This window comes from Psychrobacter aquimaris, from assembly GCF_016107525.1.
Lineage (GTDB): Bacteria > Pseudomonadota > Gammaproteobacteria > Pseudomonadales > Moraxellaceae > Psychrobacter > Psychrobacter aquimaris.
Window position 1 is genome coordinate 173,603 of record NZ_JABASR010000003.1, and the last position, 17,560, is coordinate 191,162.

At 44.2% G+C, this 17,560-nt stretch carries 16 protein-coding genes; 9 read left to right on the top strand and 7 right to left on the bottom strand.

The window, feature by feature from the left end:
• Positions 1-49: 49 nt before the first annotated feature.
• From hutH to hutI, 3 genes are all read left to right on the top strand, one after another.
• Entirely contained in the window at positions 50-1,612 is a 1,563-nt protein-coding gene (gene hutH / locus JFC10_RS04035) for a histidine ammonia-lyase (protein ID WP_198331770.1), read from the top strand.
• A 24-nt stretch (positions 1,613-1,636) separates the two neighbouring features.
• A complete protein-coding gene (hutG, locus tag JFC10_RS04040) occupies positions 1,637-2,680 on the top strand; it encodes a formimidoylglutamase (RefSeq protein ID WP_406947321.1) in 1,044 nt (347 codons plus the stop codon).
• 62 nt (positions 2,681-2,742) lie between these two features.
• Positions 2,743-4,062 (top strand): imidazolonepropionase, encoded by a 1,320-nt coding sequence (hutI, locus tag JFC10_RS04045; RefSeq protein ID WP_198331771.1) that lies wholly within the window; start codon positions 2,743-2,745, stop codon positions 4,060-4,062.
• Positions 4,063-4,210: 148 nt separating this feature from the next.
• Here the strand turns inward: hutI and JFC10_RS04050 are convergent, their stop codons facing one another.
• Positions 4,211-4,795: a PepSY domain-containing protein gene (locus tag JFC10_RS04050; RefSeq protein WP_198331772.1), complete on the bottom strand. Its 585-nt coding sequence runs from the start codon at positions 4,793-4,795 to the stop codon at positions 4,211-4,213.
• A 272-nt stretch (positions 4,796-5,067) separates the two neighbouring features.
• A complete protein-coding gene (gdhA, locus tag JFC10_RS04055; RefSeq protein WP_198331773.1) occupies positions 5,068-6,414 on the bottom strand; it encodes an NADP-specific glutamate dehydrogenase in 1,347 nt (448 codons plus the stop codon).
• A gap of 638 nt (positions 6,415-7,052) precedes the next feature.
• Between gdhA and JFC10_RS04060 the strand changes: the two genes are divergently transcribed.
• From JFC10_RS04060 to JFC10_RS04085, 6 genes are all read left to right on the top strand, one after another.
• Positions 7,053-7,415 carry a roadblock/LC7 domain-containing protein gene (locus JFC10_RS04060; protein ID WP_198331774.1) on the top strand — a complete coding sequence of 121 codons (363 nt, stop codon included), beginning with the start codon at positions 7,053-7,055 and terminating at the stop codon, positions 7,413-7,415.
• Between the two features lie 273 nt (positions 7,416-7,688).
• Positions 7,689-8,183, top strand: coding sequence for a PAS domain-containing protein (locus tag JFC10_RS04065; RefSeq protein ID WP_198331775.1), 495 nt, complete (start codon positions 7,689-7,691; stop codon positions 8,181-8,183).
• 3 nt (positions 8,184-8,186) lie between these two features.
• Positions 8,187-8,936, top strand: coding sequence for a PhnD/SsuA/transferrin family substrate-binding protein (locus JFC10_RS04070; RefSeq protein WP_198331776.1), 750 nt, complete (start codon positions 8,187-8,189; stop codon positions 8,934-8,936).
• A 129-nt stretch (positions 8,937-9,065) separates the two neighbouring features.
• On the top strand, positions 9,066-9,683 hold the full coding sequence (locus tag JFC10_RS04075) for a hypothetical protein (protein ID WP_193012387.1): 618 nt from the start codon (positions 9,066-9,068) through the stop codon (positions 9,681-9,683).
• Positions 9,684-9,724: 41 nt separating this feature from the next.
• A complete protein-coding gene (locus JFC10_RS04080) occupies positions 9,725-10,339 on the top strand; it encodes a hypothetical protein (protein WP_193012386.1) in 615 nt (204 codons plus the stop codon).
• A gap of 474 nt (positions 10,340-10,813) precedes the next feature.
• On the top strand, positions 10,814-11,482 hold the full coding sequence (locus JFC10_RS04085) for a class I SAM-dependent methyltransferase (protein ID WP_198331777.1): 669 nt from the start codon (positions 10,814-10,816) through the stop codon (positions 11,480-11,482).
• Positions 11,483-11,585: 103 nt separating this feature from the next.
• Here the strand turns inward: JFC10_RS04085 and JFC10_RS04090 are convergent, their stop codons facing one another.
• The 5 genes from JFC10_RS04090 to JFC10_RS04110 all read right to left on the bottom strand — a co-directional run bounded on the left by JFC10_RS04090 (position 11,586) and on the right by JFC10_RS04110 (position 17,560).
• A complete protein-coding gene (locus tag JFC10_RS04090; protein ID WP_193012384.1) occupies positions 11,586-12,107 on the bottom strand; it encodes an HdeD family acid-resistance protein in 522 nt (173 codons plus the stop codon).
• Positions 12,108-12,232: 125 nt separating this feature from the next.
• Positions 12,233-12,808, bottom strand: a complete 576-nt coding sequence (locus JFC10_RS04095) for a GNAT family N-acetyltransferase (RefSeq protein ID WP_198331778.1) — start codon at positions 12,806-12,808, stop codon at positions 12,233-12,235.
• Between the two features lie 34 nt (positions 12,809-12,842).
• Positions 12,843-13,511 carry an NTP transferase domain-containing protein gene (locus tag JFC10_RS04100; protein ID WP_227685933.1) on the bottom strand — a complete coding sequence of 223 codons (669 nt, stop codon included), beginning with the start codon at positions 13,509-13,511 and terminating at the stop codon, positions 12,843-12,845.
• Positions 13,512-13,585: 74 nt separating this feature from the next.
• Positions 13,586-14,974, bottom strand: a complete 1,389-nt coding sequence (locus JFC10_RS04105; protein WP_198331780.1) for an XdhC family protein — start codon at positions 14,972-14,974, stop codon at positions 13,586-13,588.
• A 126-nt stretch (positions 14,975-15,100) separates the two neighbouring features.
• On the bottom strand, positions 15,101-17,560 hold the full coding sequence (locus tag JFC10_RS04110) for a xanthine dehydrogenase family protein molybdopterin-binding subunit (RefSeq protein ID WP_198331781.1): 2,460 nt from the start codon (positions 17,558-17,560) through the stop codon (positions 15,101-15,103).

Below are 17,560 nucleotides of genomic sequence, written 5' to 3' on the forward strand. Positions count from 1 at the left end.
TACAACAAACAATACCATTAATGTAGCTCATAAAATTAGGATTACAGCCATGACTAATATAAAAAAATTAACCCTACACCCACGCCAGCTTAGCTTTGAGATGCTACGTGCTATCTACGATCAGCCCGTTGTATTGACACTGCCTGAAAGTGCTTACGAGGCGATTGATGCCTCGCACGAAGACGTGCGTACCATCATTGCCCGTGACAAAAGCGCTTATGGCATCAATACTGGTTTTGGCTTACTGGCCAAGACGCGTATCAGTGATGACCAGCTTGAGCTGCTTCAGCGCAACCTGATCGTTTCTCACTCGGTTGGTACTGGGGAAGCATTACCAGATGGCGTGGTACGACTGATTATGGTGATGAAAGTTGCTAGCCTAGCACAAGGCGTTTCTGGCGTACGTCGCGAGGTAGTGAATAGCTTACTTGGTTTAATCAACAATCAAATCACGCCAAACATCCCAGCCAAAGGTTCAGTCGGTGCCTCTGGTGATTTAGCGCCTTTATCACATATGACACTAGCCATGATGGGTGAAGGTCACGTCTATGTCGATGGCAAAAAAGTCCTTGCCGCTGATGCATTAGCGCAGCACGGACTTAAGCCAATCACATTGGCAGCCAAAGAAGGCCTTGCGCTCATCAACGGTACGCAAGTATCAACGGCGCTAGCATTACGTGGTTATTTCTTAGCGCGTGATTTGCTTGAGACAGCAACCATTGTCGGCTCACTGTCGATTGATGCGGCCAAAGGCTCAGATTCACCATTTGATGCCCGTATTCATGAAGTACGTGGTCATCATGGTCAAATTGAAATCGCGAAAGCACACCGTCAATTGATCAAAGGCAGTGCCATTCGTGCCTCGCACGATGGCGAGCAAGATGATCGCGTACAAGACCCTTATTGCTTACGCTGTCAGCCGCAGGTTATGGGTGCCTGTCTTGATATCATTAACCAAGCAGGAAAAACGCTACTCATCGAATCAAATGCCGTGACAGACAATCCACTTATTTTTAATAACGAAGATGGCCCTGTCGCTATTTCAGGTGGTAACTTCCATGCTGAGCCAGTCGCTTTTGCCGCAGATATTTTAGCCTTGGCAATCGCTGAGATTGGCTCGATGTCTGAGCGCCGTGTGGCCTTGCTAATTGATGCGACTTTGTCAGGTGGTCTGCCGCCATTCCTAGTTGATAACGCTGGTGTCAACTCAGGTTTTATGATTGCGCATGTGACCGCAGCAGCGCTAGCTTCAGAAAACAAATCTATCGCCCATCCTGGCAGCGTCGATAGTATCCCGACTTCTGCCAACCAAGAAGACCATGTATCCATGGCAACCTATTGCGCGCGCCGCCTATATGAGATGGCTCACAACACCGCCACCATCATCGGTATTGAGCTATTAACTGCTGGTCAAGGTATCGACTTCCATCGCGGACTAGAGACATCAGAGCCGTTGACAGTGGCGCATCAGAAACTACGCGAGAAAGTGACTTTTTATGATAAAGACCGCTACCTAGCCCCTGATATCGAGGCAGCCAAGCAGCTAGTACTAGACGGTACACTTGCTCAACATTGGCAAGAACTACGTCGCGACTGGTACGAGTCTAAGTAACGGTTAATTGGTACAAGGAGAGCAATGATGACAGTAGCAACCACACCCATTAGCCATACACCTGCTGATATGGCTCAGTGGACAGGCCGTGCTGAGCCGTTTGAGACTGCGCGCGCCCGCTATTGGTATCAGCTCGCCCAGCCTTATGAGAATCAAAATATTGGGCTGGTTGGTTTTGCGTGCGATCAAGGGGTTAGACGCAATCAAGGGCGCGTAGGCGCAAGAGCAGCACCACCTTTGATTCGTCGTGCGTTCGCTGCATTGCCAGTCATTGCCGAGTTGCAACAACGCTTTAATGATCAACTACCATCCTTACTCGGTGATGCAGGTGACATTCACTGTCATGACAACGACGGCTTTGCCGAGCGTACCCTTGAGCAAGCTCAGATCAAATACGCCGATGCAGTTAGCACTATCATTAAGCAAGGTGGCCTACCCATCGGGCTTGGTGGTGGTCATGCCATCGCTTACGGTAGCTTTTTGGGATTGTGGAAGGCGTTGAAAGACACAAATGATAAGACTGTCAGCACACACACAGCGCCTACTATTGGCATTATTAATTGTGACGCTCATTTGGATATTCGTCAGTCTGATGTGGCGACTTCTGGGACACCGTTTCGTCAAATTGCTGAGTATCTTGACGCACACGATCAGCCCTTTCATTATTGCTGTATAGGCGTCAGTCGCTTTTCTAATACCGCCGCGCTCTTTGATCGTGCTGAGCAACTGGGCGTACAGGTCATTAGCGATGAAGACTGTCATTATCAGCCTTGGGACACACTTGCCGAGCAGGTCAAAAGCTTCATAGATCAGGTTGATATTATTTATCTCACCATTGATATGGACTGCCTCCCCTCTAGTGTCGTCCCAGGTGTCAGTGCACCTGCTGCCTTTGGTATTGAGCTGGGTTTTGTTGAGCGTATGGTGAAGCTGATTATGGCATCAGGTAAAGTAAAAATGGCAGACATTGCTGAGATCAACCCGACCTTTGATGTGGATAGTCGTAGCTGCAAGGTCGCTGCTCGACTGCTGGCAACGATTGTAGAACAGCACTTACTTGTCACTTAGATCTCACACAACAAGGTCTTACCAACACAGGTCACTCGCCTCCCAATTATTAGGAGCATACTATGAATGAATCAGAAAATTTTAACGAGCAGACGCTCGACGAATCTACTATGACAGCGTTTGACCACCTCATTATCAATGCCAATATTGCGACGTTTTCAGCGCACTATGGTTTTAATATTTATGAAGATGCTGATAGCATCCCATATGGTCAGCTACATAATGCGGCTATCGGTATTAAAAACGGCAAGATTGCTTGGATTGGTGCACATGAGCAAATCACGACGCATCTGCCTCATTATCAAGAGAATCAAGTCACAGACGTCGATGGTAAATGGATAACTCCAGGGCTTATCGATTGTCATACCCATATCGTTTATGGCGGCAACCGCAGCAATGAGTTCGAAGCGCGTTTGCAAGGTGCCAGTTACCAAGACATTGCTGCACAAGGCGGCGGTATCGTCGCAACCGTCAGTGCAACTCGCGCGGCCAGTATTGAATCGCTATTTACGCAAAGTGAGAAACGTTTAATCGCGCTCATAAAAGAAGGCGTCACCAGCATCGAAATCAAGTCCGGTTATGGTTTGGACTTAGACACTGAACGCAAAATGCTTACCGTCGCTCGCCAGCTTGGTGAAAAGCACGGCATTCATGTGAGCACTACTTATCTAGCAGCGCACGCCTTACCACCTGAATACAAGTCTCACATGCAGGACCGTGCGGACGACTATATTGAGCAAGTCTGCGAGTGGCTACCCATTTTACACTCCGAAGGCTTAGTCGATGCCGTCGATGGCTTTTGTGAAAAAATTGCGTTTAGCAGCGATCAAATCAGACGCGTTTTTGAGGTCGCTCGCTCATTAGACCTGCCAGTCAAACTACACTCTGAGCAACTATCTGACATAGGCGGTAGCGCTTTAGTTGCTGAATATAAAGGGTTATCTAGCGACCATTTAGAACACTTATCAGAAACTGACATAGCGAAGATGGCTGCTAGCAATACGATTGCGGTGATATTACCCGGAGCGTTCTATACCTTACGGGAAACCAAGCTGCCACCGATTGAGGCACTGCGTAAGCATCGCGTTCCAATGGCGATTTCAACCGACTGTAACCCTGGCACCTCACCGTTAACGTCGCTGTTATTAACGATGAATATGGGCTGCACACTTTTTTACCTCACGCCTGAAGAAGTACTGGCAGGATCAACGGTTTATGCAGCGCAGGCTTTGGGATTAGCGAGTAAAGGCAAAATAGAAGTGGGTTGTGATGCTGATTTAGCGCTATGGGATATTGCCCGCCCTGCTGACTTGGCCTATCAGATGGGGCTGAACCCTATCCAAGGCATTATGGTTCGAGGACAATGGCGCGAGACAGCATAGTTAATACACCTTTATTTATCATAATAAAAAAAGCCCCAGTCATTTAATAACTGGGGCTTTTTTAATAATAAACGCGCGGCTTTGCTATCCCATTTTCAAAAAATTGAGTAGCAAAAAAACAACTATTAGCGATATCTATCTAAATTCGTTATTTCTTAAACTTATTTTTAAATACGCTGCCGGTATTGGCATCGACATTCAACCAGACGATACTATTACCTTTGAGGATATCAGCCTCATAATAGGACGCATGATCACTATAATCTCGGTCGTTTTTAAACTCAATCTCTATAACACGGCCGCCGGTTTGTTTTTCAGCAATTTTCACTGCCTGTTTAATATCAATCTTCGCTTGTTTAAGCGCCTTATAATCTGCCATATCATCACTGTCTAATCGATCCACATCCGTACTGATTACTTTACCAGTTGTGGCATCGACTTTGATTTCATAGTTTCGGCTACTGGTTATAAATTCCATCTCATACAAACCACCTTGCGCTTTATCATCATCGTGGTCAAAGCTGGCACTCATCAATAGACCGGATGACTTTTTGGCAGCAATATTAATGGCTTGTTGTAAGCTTATTTTACTGGCTTTAGCGGCTTGCACTTCACTTGCTAATGGCGGACTTGCAGAGGCATAGATTGTTGTACTTAACATAGCCGCACCCACTACTACTGCAGCACGAGTACCTAAGGTCGTTAGCGAAAATGACTTAAAAATCTTGCTCATAACGGTCTCCACAAAATTATTTTTATTGACTGTTCTAAATTAATTATCTTTCAAAAAATGCATATTATCAATAGGACAATCGTATCACTTCATAGAGAATGCTTTGACATTCCATGTCATCGTTGATCTATAAAAAACGCGCCTATCGTTAAAATAGACGCGTTATTCTTTGGTGCTGGCAAATAGTAGTATCAAGTAAGTTTAATAAATACTTATAGTAGATAATGATTTAGAGACAACTATTCGTTAGTAGGCGACTATGATAAAAGTGCTTAGTTTAAAATGCCATAAGCAACCAATGCATCGGCAACCCGTTTAAAACCAACGATATTTGCACCCGCCATATAATTGATATAGCCATTATCCGTTTGACCATACTGTTCTGAGGCATCGGCTGCACTGTCATGAATGTTTCTCATGATGTTTTTGAGGCGCAAGTCTATTTGCTCAAAGCTCTTATACTGACGTACTGAGTTTTGTGACATCTCAAGCGCAGAAACGGCCACACCGCCTGCATTGGCCGCCTTACCTGGGGCATAATGCACACGGTGCAAACGAATATAATCGATGGCTTCGGCAGTCAATGGCATGTTGGCACCTTCGACAACGTATGTAATGCCATTTTCAACCATGAGCTTGGCATCTTCTTCACTGACTTCATTTTGCGTCGCTGATGGAATCGCGATGTCACCTTTAAACTGCCATGGTTTTTGCTTCGCAAACCATTCACCGCCATAAACCTCAACGTACTCAGCCAGCGGTTCGCTTTTTGCTTTTTGCGCTTTAAGCCAATCAATTTTTTCTTGATTCAGACCCGCTTCATCATACAAAGTCCCTTGTGAGTCTGACACAGTGACGACAATGCCGCCCAGCATATGGGCTTTTTCAGCAGCATGTAATGAGACATTACCAGCACCCGAAACCAGCACTCTTTTACCTTTAATATCGTCATTTTGCGCGGTAAGCATGTTCTCTAAGAAATATACAGCGCCGTAACCTGTCGCCTCAGTACGCATCAAACTACCACCGAAGCCAACGCCTTTACCAGTCAAAACGCCGCCGTGTTCGTGCGTTAAATTCTTATACATAGCAAACATATAGCTGACTTCACGCCCACCCACACCAATGTCACCAGCTGGCACATCGATGTCTTTATTCACATAGTGATGTAGCTCACGCATAAAGGCATAGCAAAAACGACGGATTTCACTGTCTGTTTTGCCTTTGGGATCAAAATCAGAGCCGCCTTTACCGCCACCCATCGGCAGTCCAGTCAAAGCATTTTTGAATATTTGCTCAAAGCCTAAGAACTTCAAAACAGATTGGTTGACAGTCGGATGAAATCTCACACCCCCTTTATAAGGACCCAAGGCATTGCTGAACTGGACGCGCCAGCCGCGGTTAACCTGAACTTCACCTTGGTCATTTTCCCAATTAATACGAAAAGCAATAATACGGTCAGGCTCAACGAGGCGCTCAAATATTTTAAAAGCATCATACTCTGGATGGGCGTCGTATAGCGGGGCAATCGTGATTGCAACTTCTTTTACCGCTTGAACGAATTCAGGTTGATGGGCATAACGTGCTTCAACTTTTTCGATGGCCTGACTGATACTCATATCTTTTCCTTAAGGTAAAAATGGTGATCGTGATTATTTACACCGACGTCACGTCGTATTGTATTGATAACAAACGAGGGGATTGTGGACACTGATGTAAAACTGAAATTGCCCCTACACGCTGACTTGTGTAGAGACAAATGGGATTAAAAAAGCTGACTGAATTTATGCTTAGAGGCCAAATTCAGAGACAAGAACATTTTTTATCTCATAATATATATCATTTTTGAGGCGTATAAGTCTAGTGAATATCACCATCATGGAAAGTTATAAGCGATTTTTATTGGCCCAGTCTAAAGTGTGCCTTTTTATAGAACCTTGAGGCATCGACTGAGTAGCCTAAAGATACACTTAATTGTGCTAAAAATAGCCATGTATTACTAAAGCATCTTTTTTTCCTAATGCCTGAGTACATCCAATATCAATAGATATTTATATATTGCTCTCCGTTTCAGAGACGAAAGGTCAATAATGAGCATTAAACGGTATAAAAACCCAAAAACTTAGCTTTTCACTTAAGTCCATGTATATCAATATTAATAGCAAGGGTTTATAATGATTGACTTAGTCGACATTTATTTCCCATCATTACTAACCGTTATTTTATCCATTGAATAACCTGTCACAGAGAAAGCGATATGCGTACAGATTCATTCCAGAAGATTTTGGAAGACCTAAACAGCTCATCAGCCGATGTTGAAGCATCTGCCCTCATTTCTAACGATGGTCTTATGATTGCATCAGCACTACCAACGGGCGTTGATGAAGACCGTGTTGGCGCTATGTCAGCGGCTTTATTGTCATTGGGTGACCGCGCAGGTCGTGAATTGGCACGTGGTGGTATCGATCGTATTATGATTCAAGGTGAAAAAGGCTACGTGATTATGACCTCATCTGGAGATGAAGCAGTACTTACCATTATGGCAAAACCGAATGCGAAACTTGGTTTGATATTCTTAGATATCAAACGTGCTTCAGAAGCCCTTGCAAAACTTATCTAATTGGTGACTTTGGATTTTTGTCGATAGCATATTGTTTTATTATTTAACGTCATATAACACATAACGTGACTGATAAAAATCACTTTAAATCAAAATTGAGTGACTGTCTCATAAAAAATATTTAAAAGGGCGCACATTATTTGTATGGGATAATTGCCTAATAAATATTGGGGCTACTACTGAGCTAAAACGCAATATGATGTTATCGACAAGTACCACACCAGATTGGCTTTTTAATCATTATGAATATAACGATAAATGAAGGAGATTACGATGGGTTCTCCAATCCCTGATGCACACAAGCCTGATATGCCCGCTGAGCAGATTACTCTGACTTACTATGATGGTACATCGCGCACTGTCTATGATACTGGTATTGAACGCCCTTATCCTGATGGCAAACTGATTGTATCGCGCACCGATTTGAACGGTGTCCTGACTCACGTCAACGATGCTTTTGTCGAAATCAGTGGCTACAGCGTTGATGAGCTTATTGGTCAGCCACAATCGATTTTGCGCCACCCTGATATGCCAAAAGCCGCTTATAAAGATTTGTGGGATACCGCAGAAGCTGGGCAAAAATGGCATGGCTACGTTAAGAACTTATGCAAAGATGGTAGTCACTATTGGGTCTATGCGACCGTTGTGCCGAACATTCGTCACGGCGAAACAGTAGGTTATACCTCGGTACGCCGTAAGCCATCACGCAGCAAAATCGAAGCTGCGACGGCTCAGTATGCCCAAATGAATCAAAATGAGGAAGGCTAAATCATGACGACACACAATATGTTAATCGCCCCTGATTTTTCGCCTGAGCGTTTTGCAGGCTGGCACATGTTTAATACTTTGATCCAAAAACGTGCCAACCTAAACATGCACCTAAACATACCTGCCTCACATGCTGAGCAAGAGCAGATTATTGAGGCAGGTGACATTCAGGTCATTTACGCCAATCCTTTTGATGCAGCCACTTTGATCCGTGAGCAAGGCTACCGTGCCGTTGCCCGTCCTATTGGCAAATCAGATGAGATGGTCATTGCTGCTGCGGCAAACAGTGAAATCAAGCACTTAGAAGACATTAAAGCAGGTGCGACCATAGCAATGGCGGACAACCGTGATGTTAAGCTGATTGGTTTACGCTTACTAGAAGCTGTGGATATAGAAGAGTCTGATCTCAACTGGGATATCACTGAGACTTATCAGGCAGCCGCCCGTAAAGTCATCAAAGGTGATGCTCAAGCGGCTTTCTTCTTGGCAGAGATTTTTCATAGCTTTTCACGTCTGACCAAAACTCAGCTGTCGGTGCTGATCGAAAGTGATTTGGCGGATATCAGCCATGTATTACTGATTAAAGATGACTTTCCTGATACAGAAATATTCATGAATGCGATTCTAAATTTGCATAATGATGACGATGGTAAAGAAGCATTGGCTGAACTTGGCATGCCTCAAGGATTTGAAGCCATGGATGAAGAAGATGCTGAGTTTATGATAGATTTGATGCAGACCTTGCTTGATTAGTGATTAATTGGCACGTTGCATCGTTTTGCTTAGTGAGGTCATAGCCTATTGTCACGCCATAGTGGCTGTATCATTTTGACCATACGCTATTAGTCATACAATAGACACTATGACTTAAAGGACACTATTATGTCTGATTTAGACCTTATCAAAGAAAATGAGATGGAGGCGCGCCGAGTATTTCGTTTATACTCGCGTAAAGTTTTTTTGGCACCCAATAACCGTCATTTTCATGAACAACGTATCAATGCCGCATTACTTTTAACTGAAAAAGAGCCGCTACAAGGTGCTGTCGCAGACTTTTTTTATGGCTGCTGGTATGATATTCCTTACGATGTAAATAACCTGTTTACGCGTATTAAAGATCGCTTGTATCCCCATGTCCAGCAAGGGTTTCGCGATTGTATTAGTAAGAAAAGATATATTCAACGCAATAGTATGCTGGCGACCCGCTGGAGTGTTCTTATATCACCATCTCTCAATGAGCAAAAACAGCGATTGCTAATCAGTAGCGACGATGCCAAAGAAATTGCTAAAGACATCACCGCTGAGCTCATGCAGGCGCGTGAGGATAAGGATTGGGGCACGATTGAGCAAATCGAAAACGAGTTCTTTGCTCACTGTATCGCTCGCAATGATCGACTTGCCTTCTCGTTAGTATGGTTTCGCTTGGGTAAAAGCGACTGGCAGTTCGATGAGCGCTGGAACAACTGTCAGCAACACCTTGATCAGACCATTAAGACCTAATTTATCGCCGATTTAACACTTTCATCACAATGGTAGCCGCTATGTCCTCTTACTTAAATGCTGATAAAACGTATCTAACCCTCACTCCAGCCGGTATTTTTGAGGCATTTTCACAAAGTGAGCCCACTGATGAACAGCTGTCATTACAGGATTTACTATCCTATGAGCAGACATTGCTTGCCGCTGATTGGCTTAAGCGCCATTCTGACGAATGGCTACAGAGCTTTATAGAACACGGCTGGATTGAAAAGCTGTCTTTGTTGTTACCTGCACCCAATCTACCGTTGGATCAGTTTTTACCGTATGTGGTTGCCAGCTTATCAGGCAAACGCCGTGCCGCCATTGGTTCTGATGAAGGGTTTTGCCTAGCACGAATCGGTTACAGCCAAGAAGAAGCGGACATGCTCAGTGTCGCAGCTGCTGACTTTTCAGGTTTTATGATACGCCAAAAACAACGCGGCTGGGCGGTCGAAAGCCAAGCCATCTCGTTTTTTCAACAAGTCGACTTACTGATTCCTGAGACCAGCTTTGTATTCTTATGGATTGATGGTTCAGGTTACGCCCTCATCATCGATGGTGAGCCTCTGACTAATAGCCGCGCCTTTGTTGAGATGGTATGGGCATTGAAAACGTCTGGCTTAAGATTTCTTAGCTAATTTAACCAAACCGATCGATATATCGTTAACCATCAATACTATACGCTACCTTACTGACCAGTGCGCTTATATCAAACCAAGCGCACTTTACTCTCCCACCCACGTCCGTTCTCTTTTCAATACCTTTCTTTTCAATACCTTGCTTGGTTTCATCTTCTGCTATGATCGATTTAATACGATTTGGATAAAAGAAAAAGCACTACAAATAGCAAACTAAGCGCGCCTAATGCAGCATCCAATTTGGATAGGATTGACTGTACTGGCTAATTTTATGCAGTAATAAGAAAATCATAATAAGTAACAATAACTTGTCAAATGTTAGGTCATACTACCTGCAATCAATGAAGGATTTTTCCTTCTATTAACCTTTTTACCCCCTCTCCAAAATTTAAATCACTCCTTTAATAACGTCTCCTATTGAAAGTGGCAACCTCTGCCAGACCTTGCATTCTTGCTTATTTTTTAGGAAAGTTTATGACTTCGCTGACCACTGTGCGCGTGCGTTATCAAACGATTGAAATTGGCAACACCGACATTCACATCTGTACCTTGCGTGACAACCAACAATTCAGCGACCCTAACAATGAGGCATTAAATCTGGGTATCTGCTCTGCTTCTTGGCCCATGTTTGGGGTGATCTGGCCATCAAGCTTGGTACTGGCCAATCATATGCTTAACTACGACATTGCTGGTAAGCGTATCTTAGAGGTTGGCTGCGGCATGGCATTATCAAGCTTACTATTAAATCACCGGCATGCAGACATCACGGCGACCGATTATCATCCGACCGTTGAGTATTTTTTGGATAGAAACACCACGCTAAATAATAATAAAGAGATTAACTTTGAGCGCTTAGATTGGGCGGAAGACAATAGTCATCTTGGCAAATTCGATATCATTATCGGTAGTGATTTGCTTTATGAAGATCAGCATATCGATATCTTGGCGGATTTTATAGGACGCCATGCCTTGCCAACATGTGAGGTCATCGTGGTTGACCCTGGTCGCGGACGCAAAAACAAGCTGACCCATAAAATGCTTGAGTTTGGTTTTAGCAGCAAACATATCAAACCTGAAGACACCACCTATCTTGAGTTACCCTTTAAAGGGCATATTTTGACGTTTTCGCGTGAGACGTTATAAATTGTACGTAGGCTTTTCGTATTGTCAGGCTGTGATATTCCAATGAATCATAAAATAAAAAAGACGCCCTTTTGCAGCGTCTTTTTTATTTTTCTAAGGTAATTTATATCCGTCCAACTGAAAATGGTTGTATACGTGAATACATGATTAATGATATGCCATTAGATATCAACTCGACGGCTAACAGTATCCCAAGAATATATGTCGCTGACTGCGGATAGCTGGTAAATATCATGATAGCCAATATAATCGCGAGCAGCCCTGATAATAATATTGGGACAAAAGCCACTGTCCGACGTAGACCGAAAGCAACAACGACTCTGACTATACCCGTTGCCATAAATAAAATAGCAATCACCATGGTCAACGTTAGTATGCCTTGTAACGGATCTTGTAGTAACTCAATACCAATCAATACACCCAGCACACCGCCGATGGCAGCCAACACTTTTCCAGTGGTACTATGTGCTCGAAATAAGGCAATAAACTGTAAGACACCCACTAAAAGAAAGATAAAACCTGCTAACTGCTCAGCGGCCAAAGTGGCGCTAAGAGGATTAAAAAATGCAAAGATACCGCCAACAATACTGATGATGCCAATTATTAACCATAATGTACGATTCATAAGATGACCTTATTTTACATTTAGTAGAAAATAAATTATATCGCAAACCTTACTTTACGTTGTATGACGGTAGTAATATATTCGAGTAGTACTGTTAATAACAGGGTGTGGGCGTTGATTTATCGTCACAAGCCTGATAATTGATTGTTCCACTGCTGCTGCGTAATGTTATAGAGCACATGCTCAGCCAACTGATGGTTAACGTCAAGAGCGGGATGATAGAAGTTGGCTCGGGTATTAATCATGCCAATGCGCTCCATCACTCGCTGCGAGCGCTTATTGATAACCGCCGTAAATGACACAACTTTATCGAGCGACAGCTCATTAAAAGCAAAATTCAACGCCGCACTTGCCGCCTCGGTAGCATAACCCTGTCCCCAGCAATCTTTATGTAGTCGCCATGCAATCTCGACAGCAGGGGCAAAAGACATATCCGCATGAGTATCATTCAAGCCGACAAACCCAATAAAAGCCCCCTTCTCTTTTGATCGGTCTTTTAAACTGACGGCCCAAAGCCCCCAGCCTTTATCGATGATAAGCTGCTGGCACTTATGGGCAATGGCATTACTCACTGCTGTGGACAATAACTTGGGGAAATACTTCATTACTTCAGGATCAGCATTTATTTCAGCAAAAACAGCAAAGTCACTTGCTTGCCACTGCCTAAGGTAAAGACGTTCTGTTTCTATCACTTTTTTCATTTTTATCACTTATGAATCGATAGTACCAATAGGGCTAATACTGCTCATCAAGCCAGCCTTGTTGCTTAGCATGTATCAGTTGCTCAGGCGTGTCAATATCATAGCTCAATTGCTTATTACTGACTGTACTTACCTGACTGGGTGGCAACTCTCTAATGAAATATCGTAGGCCGCTATCTCCTGATAGCACTGCCTGCCATCGTTTGAGCAAACCATAATCAATCGTTAAAGGTAAACCGATAATATTTTGCGTCGATGCATTGGCAGCAGTCGTTTCATTTAAATTCTTATTATTTGAATGCTGCCAGCTACTATAATTACTTGCCACTACAGACCGCTTATCTGCTAGCAATTTTGCTAAATGCTGCTCATCGAGTAAAACTTGATCAACACCCATAATGACGACACGCTCGATTGATGCGCTTGTCAACTGAGTGACTGCCTCGATGGCCAAGGTCAAACTATACGCCATACCTGTTTTAGGCGTAGGATTGACCACCATTTGAATAATAGAGTACTGAAAAGCCAATTTATTCATCGCACTGGCTATCAATGGTTGATTATCAGGAATAACGATAATAATTGCTTGCGGCTTTGTAGAAAGTGCGAGTTTGGTCATGAAGCAAATTAACGGTTCTCCAGCTTTGCACAGTAACTGCTTTGCTTGACCTAAGCGCCGGCTCAGCCCACTGGCTAAAATAATGACCGCATGATTTGATCGCCTTAATGGACTCGTCGGCTTTAGTTGCGTAGATGCTAAGTTAGAAGGATCGCAGGTCATAACAAACTTATCGCTGCACGAGCACTTGTAGCAGTCGTCTCTGTAGAGTCAATATGAGTAGAAAATAGCGTTGCAAAGTTAGTATTTGAAAGAGGCGTGTCTGAAAACTCTGCTGGCGACTTCTGATTATGCACGACCGCATTGACTTGTGCCATGATACCAAGTGCTAAGGCTTCAGGGCCATCTCCGCCAAGCTTATAGCCAATCGGATAATGCAGTTTATTAATACCTAGGTTTAAGATGGCAGGATTTGTAAGCCTTGTACTAATTTCTTCGATTAAACGCTCGGTACGGTAGCGTGGTCCTAATTGTCCAAGATATTTATAGTGATTAGCGTGCTTTAATAATACGCCAAGGCGAGCACGGTCTTGGCTGAGACTATGCGACATCAAAGCAACAGCAGCATTTTCGCTAAGCTTTAGTAAAGTGGCGCTATCATCTAATGCCAATACCATCACCCTATCTGCTTGAGGGAAACGCCGTCGCTTGGCATATTGCGCTCGACTGTCTACCACTGTTACATGCCAATCTTGCAGTTTTGCCATCGTAACCAACGGCATCACATCATTGCCAGCACCGCAAATCAGCAAGCGGATTTGTGGTTGTAGACGCTGGATTAGCCATTCTGTGGCTAGATCATCATGGTCATCTTTTACGACGACGTACTCAGAATTTTTATGGAGCAACTTATTTTCTGACAAATTTTTAACTATATTAATAAGTGTGCTTGAAGCCTTAGACACTATTTCGTTTACATTATTCGCGCCCATAGCAGCGATATTTGCGGTGCTGGCATCAGCATCTAGGCTAAGCCGCATACCGATTTGAAGTTGAGAGTTTGAATGATTGCGCTTATCAAAATGAGTGGTAGAGCGAATGAGTGTTGCAATTGTTAAAGGCTGCTGAGACTGTCGAACTTGACTGATAACATTTAGTAAAGGCATTGCCGTCGCCAACCGTTCAAACAACACGTGTACTCGCCCATTACAGCCTAATCCAAAATTTAACTCGTCCAAATCAACATCTTGTTCATCATATTTATGATCCGTGTCTTTATTATCACTGCCTCTATCAAAGTCAGGATTATCTACTGATACACTCGCTCGCACATTACCATTTTCAGCATATTCAATGTCATCACCCGTCTGGTAAACTTGCACGTTCGCACCGTTACGAGTGAGCCAAAAAGCACGTTTAATAATATGTGGCTCCAAGCAACCGCCGCTAATCATCCCAACCGAACGACCATCCTCACAGATGAGCATCATCGCGCCTGCGCGGCGATAGGCTGACCCTTGGGTATTTACAACGGTTGCCAATACCGCGTCAACCTGTTGTTGCTGAGCCTCGCGTGCCAGCTTAAGAATATCAGCAATTTGATTCATAATATCTCTTATATACTATCTATCATTGATGTCTATATACGGTCTATATCCATCATGGCCAACTTATAAAACCCGCTAACGACTACAATTAGCGGGTTCATATTGTCTATTTATTTGAATAAAAACCTACTCTGGTAGCTCATAAAGCAGCTTATCAAGGGTGATTGGAAAATTATAAACTCGTACACCCACGGCATTGTAAACGGCATTAGCAATAGCAGCAGCAGCACCTGCAATTGCCGTTTCACCAATACCTTTTATGTGCATTGGATTGGTATACGGATCGTCTTCTTCTACCAAGATAACATCGAGCTGAGGAACGTCAGCATTGACTGGGACATGGTATTCTGCAAGGTTATGATTACATAGCCGACCGTCACGCTTATCGTGAATCACCTGCTCCATCAATGCAGAACCAATACCAAATATCATACCGCCATAACACTGCGAGGTCGCGGTTTTATGATTGAGGATACGCCCTGCTGCAAATGCCCCTGTCATACGTTTGACGCGTATTTCACCTGTGACTCTGTGCACCGCAACTTCTGCAAAATTAGCACCAAACGACGCTTGACGATGGCTTTTGGCATTTTTACCTGGTGCAATTTGACCTTTTGCACTGAGTTTTTGATCGTCGTATTGAGCAATGAGATCGGCTAAGGCATATGTCTGAAAATTACTAAAATCATATTTTTCTGATTGAGGCTGTGAATTGCCAATCGTGCCTGCTACTTTATTGGTCGCTTTATCTGTTAAACCAGCCACTTTATCTGCGATATTAGCGCTCAAACCTGCTACTTTTTCTTTTCCTGCGTCTATAGCGGTTTCTACAAAGTTAGCACCATGCTCACCTACCTGCTTAATTTGACCATTATCCAGCTGAATGGTATCGGCATATAGCCCGACCTTTTCTGCGATGGTTTCACGTAGCTGCTGACAAGCAAGATAAATACTACTGCCTGAGCTGGCAGCGCCCATGCTGCCCCCTGAGCCAACCGCAGGCGGCAAGCTGGTATCGCCAAGCCTCATTTCAATATGATCTATGGGAAGCCCTAATAAATCAGCGGCAACCTGAGTAAATACAGTATAAGAACCTGTACCGATATCGGTCATATCCGTCTCGATTACCGCCTTTACGCCCAGCGTTTTTGAGCCATCTACTTGCAGGGTCGCCCGTGCTTCTGATGGTGCTAAGCTGTTGCCGCGAGCTGCCGCTGCCATACCCATGCCCACCCACCAATCGCCTTCTAAGCGGCTGGCAGGTTTGGCATGACGTTGATTCCAGCCAAACTGTTCAGCCGCTTGATCGATACAAGCGATAAGCTGGCGCGTGGAAAACGGGATGTCTTTACTGGGATCTTGTTCAGGCTCATTACGACGGCGCAGCTCGACAGGATCTAGGTTGAGTTGCTCGGCCAATTCATCCATCGCACATTCAAGGGCAATCTGTCCGACTGCTTCGCCAGGGGCACGCATTGAGCCTGACAATACTTGGTTTATATCTACTTGTTTGTAATCGACTCGGCGATTGTCACCGCGATACAAATAATGAGTAGAAAGCGCTGCTGGCTCAAAGAAGGCTTCTCCTGGCAAGTTGCTAGAAACCGTCTCATGGATCATGGTATCGATAATACCGTCTTCACTACAGCCAATTGCGATGCGTTGACGCGTGTTTGAGCGTCTAATCGTCGCCTCCATTACTTGCGGACGTGTCATAGTGATTAACACTGGACGACCCAAATCCTTTGCGGCGAGTGCGGCGGCTATTGATTCTGGTGAAATACCAAGCTTGCTACCAAAACCACCACCGACATAGCGAGCGATCAATTGCACCTTGTCTTCGTCCAAATCTAAAGCATCAACAATTTGTTTTTTGCACGAGGCAAGCATCTGATTAGAGGAATACATAATCAGCTTATCGCCCTCCCAATGGGCAAGCGTTGCATGTGGCTCCATCGCCGCGCTGTTTTGACTTGGCGTATGATAAAAGCGGTCAAGGGTTACCGCAGCATCAGCAAGACTTTGTTCTGGATGTCCTTGTTCTGAATTTTTATCTGAGCCCTTTTTTTCATTGACGTCATGAGCATAGGATAGCTCTGTCGCAAAGTTCAATGACGCCTGAGCGGTCTCATCTTCATAAGTCACTTTGAGAGCTTTTGCACCTTCGGTCGCCGCCTCAAACGTCTCAGCGATGACAACCGCTATCGGCTGACCATGATAAAAAATCTCACTAACGCCTTGCACAGGAGCTTTTTTTGCGCCGCCCTGTTGGGCATTACGTAAAAAGTGCTCAGGATCGGTCACCACTTTAATAATGTCAGGCATACCATCCAAAGAGCGGCTATCGATTTGCTTGACCCACCCTTTGGCAATCGTTGCGCTCACCAAAACACCATATGCTTGATTGTCTAAATGAATCTCTGCCGTATAAGGTGCTTGACCACTAACCTTCAGTGATCCCTCAACACGGTTGATTGGCTTACCCACCAATTTGCTCGCTGTTTTATCAAAAAGCGACTCAACCGGCCCATTCATCATCATTTTTTTGGTCGGTTCTGCTGGCAATATTGAATCCAATAACGACAT

What these genes read in the sequence shown, in the direction of transcription:
- JFC10_RS04110 (WP_198331781.1), bottom strand. Translation starts at nt 17,560, where the DNA reads ATGTCGTTATTGGATTCAATATTGCCAGCAGAACCGACCAAAAAAATG.
- JFC10_RS04065 (WP_198331775.1), top strand. Translation starts at nt 7,689, where the DNA reads ATGGGTTCTCCAATCCCTGATGCACACAAGCCTGATATGCCCGCTGAG.
- hutI (WP_198331771.1), top strand. Translation starts at nt 2,743, where the DNA reads ATGAATGAATCAGAAAATTTTAACGAGCAGACGCTCGACGAATCTACT.
- JFC10_RS04070 (WP_198331776.1), top strand. Translation starts at nt 8,187, where the DNA reads ATGACGACACACAATATGTTAATCGCCCCTGATTTTTCGCCTGAGCGT.
- JFC10_RS04060 (WP_198331774.1), top strand. Translation starts at nt 7,053, where the DNA reads ATGCGTACAGATTCATTCCAGAAGATTTTGGAAGACCTAAACAGCTCA.
- hutG (WP_406947321.1), top strand. Translation starts at nt 1,637, where the DNA reads ATGATGACAGTAGCAACCACACCCATTAGCCATACACCTGCTGATATG.
- gdhA (WP_198331773.1), bottom strand. Translation starts at nt 6,414, where the DNA reads ATGAGTATCAGTCAGGCCATCGAAAAAGTTGAAGCACGTTATGCCCAT.
- JFC10_RS04075 (WP_193012387.1), top strand. Translation starts at nt 9,066, where the DNA reads ATGTCTGATTTAGACCTTATCAAAGAAAATGAGATGGAGGCGCGCCGA.
- JFC10_RS04090 (WP_193012384.1), bottom strand. Translation starts at nt 12,107, where the DNA reads ATGAATCGTACATTATGGTTAATAATTGGCATCATCAGTATTGTTGGC.
- JFC10_RS04085 (WP_198331777.1), top strand. Translation starts at nt 10,814, where the DNA reads ATGACTTCGCTGACCACTGTGCGCGTGCGTTATCAAACGATTGAAATT.
- JFC10_RS04095 (WP_198331778.1), bottom strand. Translation starts at nt 12,808, where the DNA reads ATGAAAAAAGTGATAGAAACAGAACGTCTTTACCTTAGGCAGTGGCAA.
- JFC10_RS04105 (WP_198331780.1), bottom strand. Translation starts at nt 14,974, where the DNA reads ATGAATCAAATTGCTGATATTCTTAAGCTGGCACGCGAGGCTCAGCAA.
- JFC10_RS04080 (WP_193012386.1), top strand. Translation starts at nt 9,725, where the DNA reads ATGTCCTCTTACTTAAATGCTGATAAAACGTATCTAACCCTCACTCCA.
- JFC10_RS04050 (WP_198331772.1), bottom strand. Translation starts at nt 4,795, where the DNA reads ATGAGCAAGATTTTTAAGTCATTTTCGCTAACGACCTTAGGTACTCGT.
- hutH (WP_198331770.1), top strand. Translation starts at nt 50, where the DNA reads ATGACTAATATAAAAAAATTAACCCTACACCCACGCCAGCTTAGCTTT.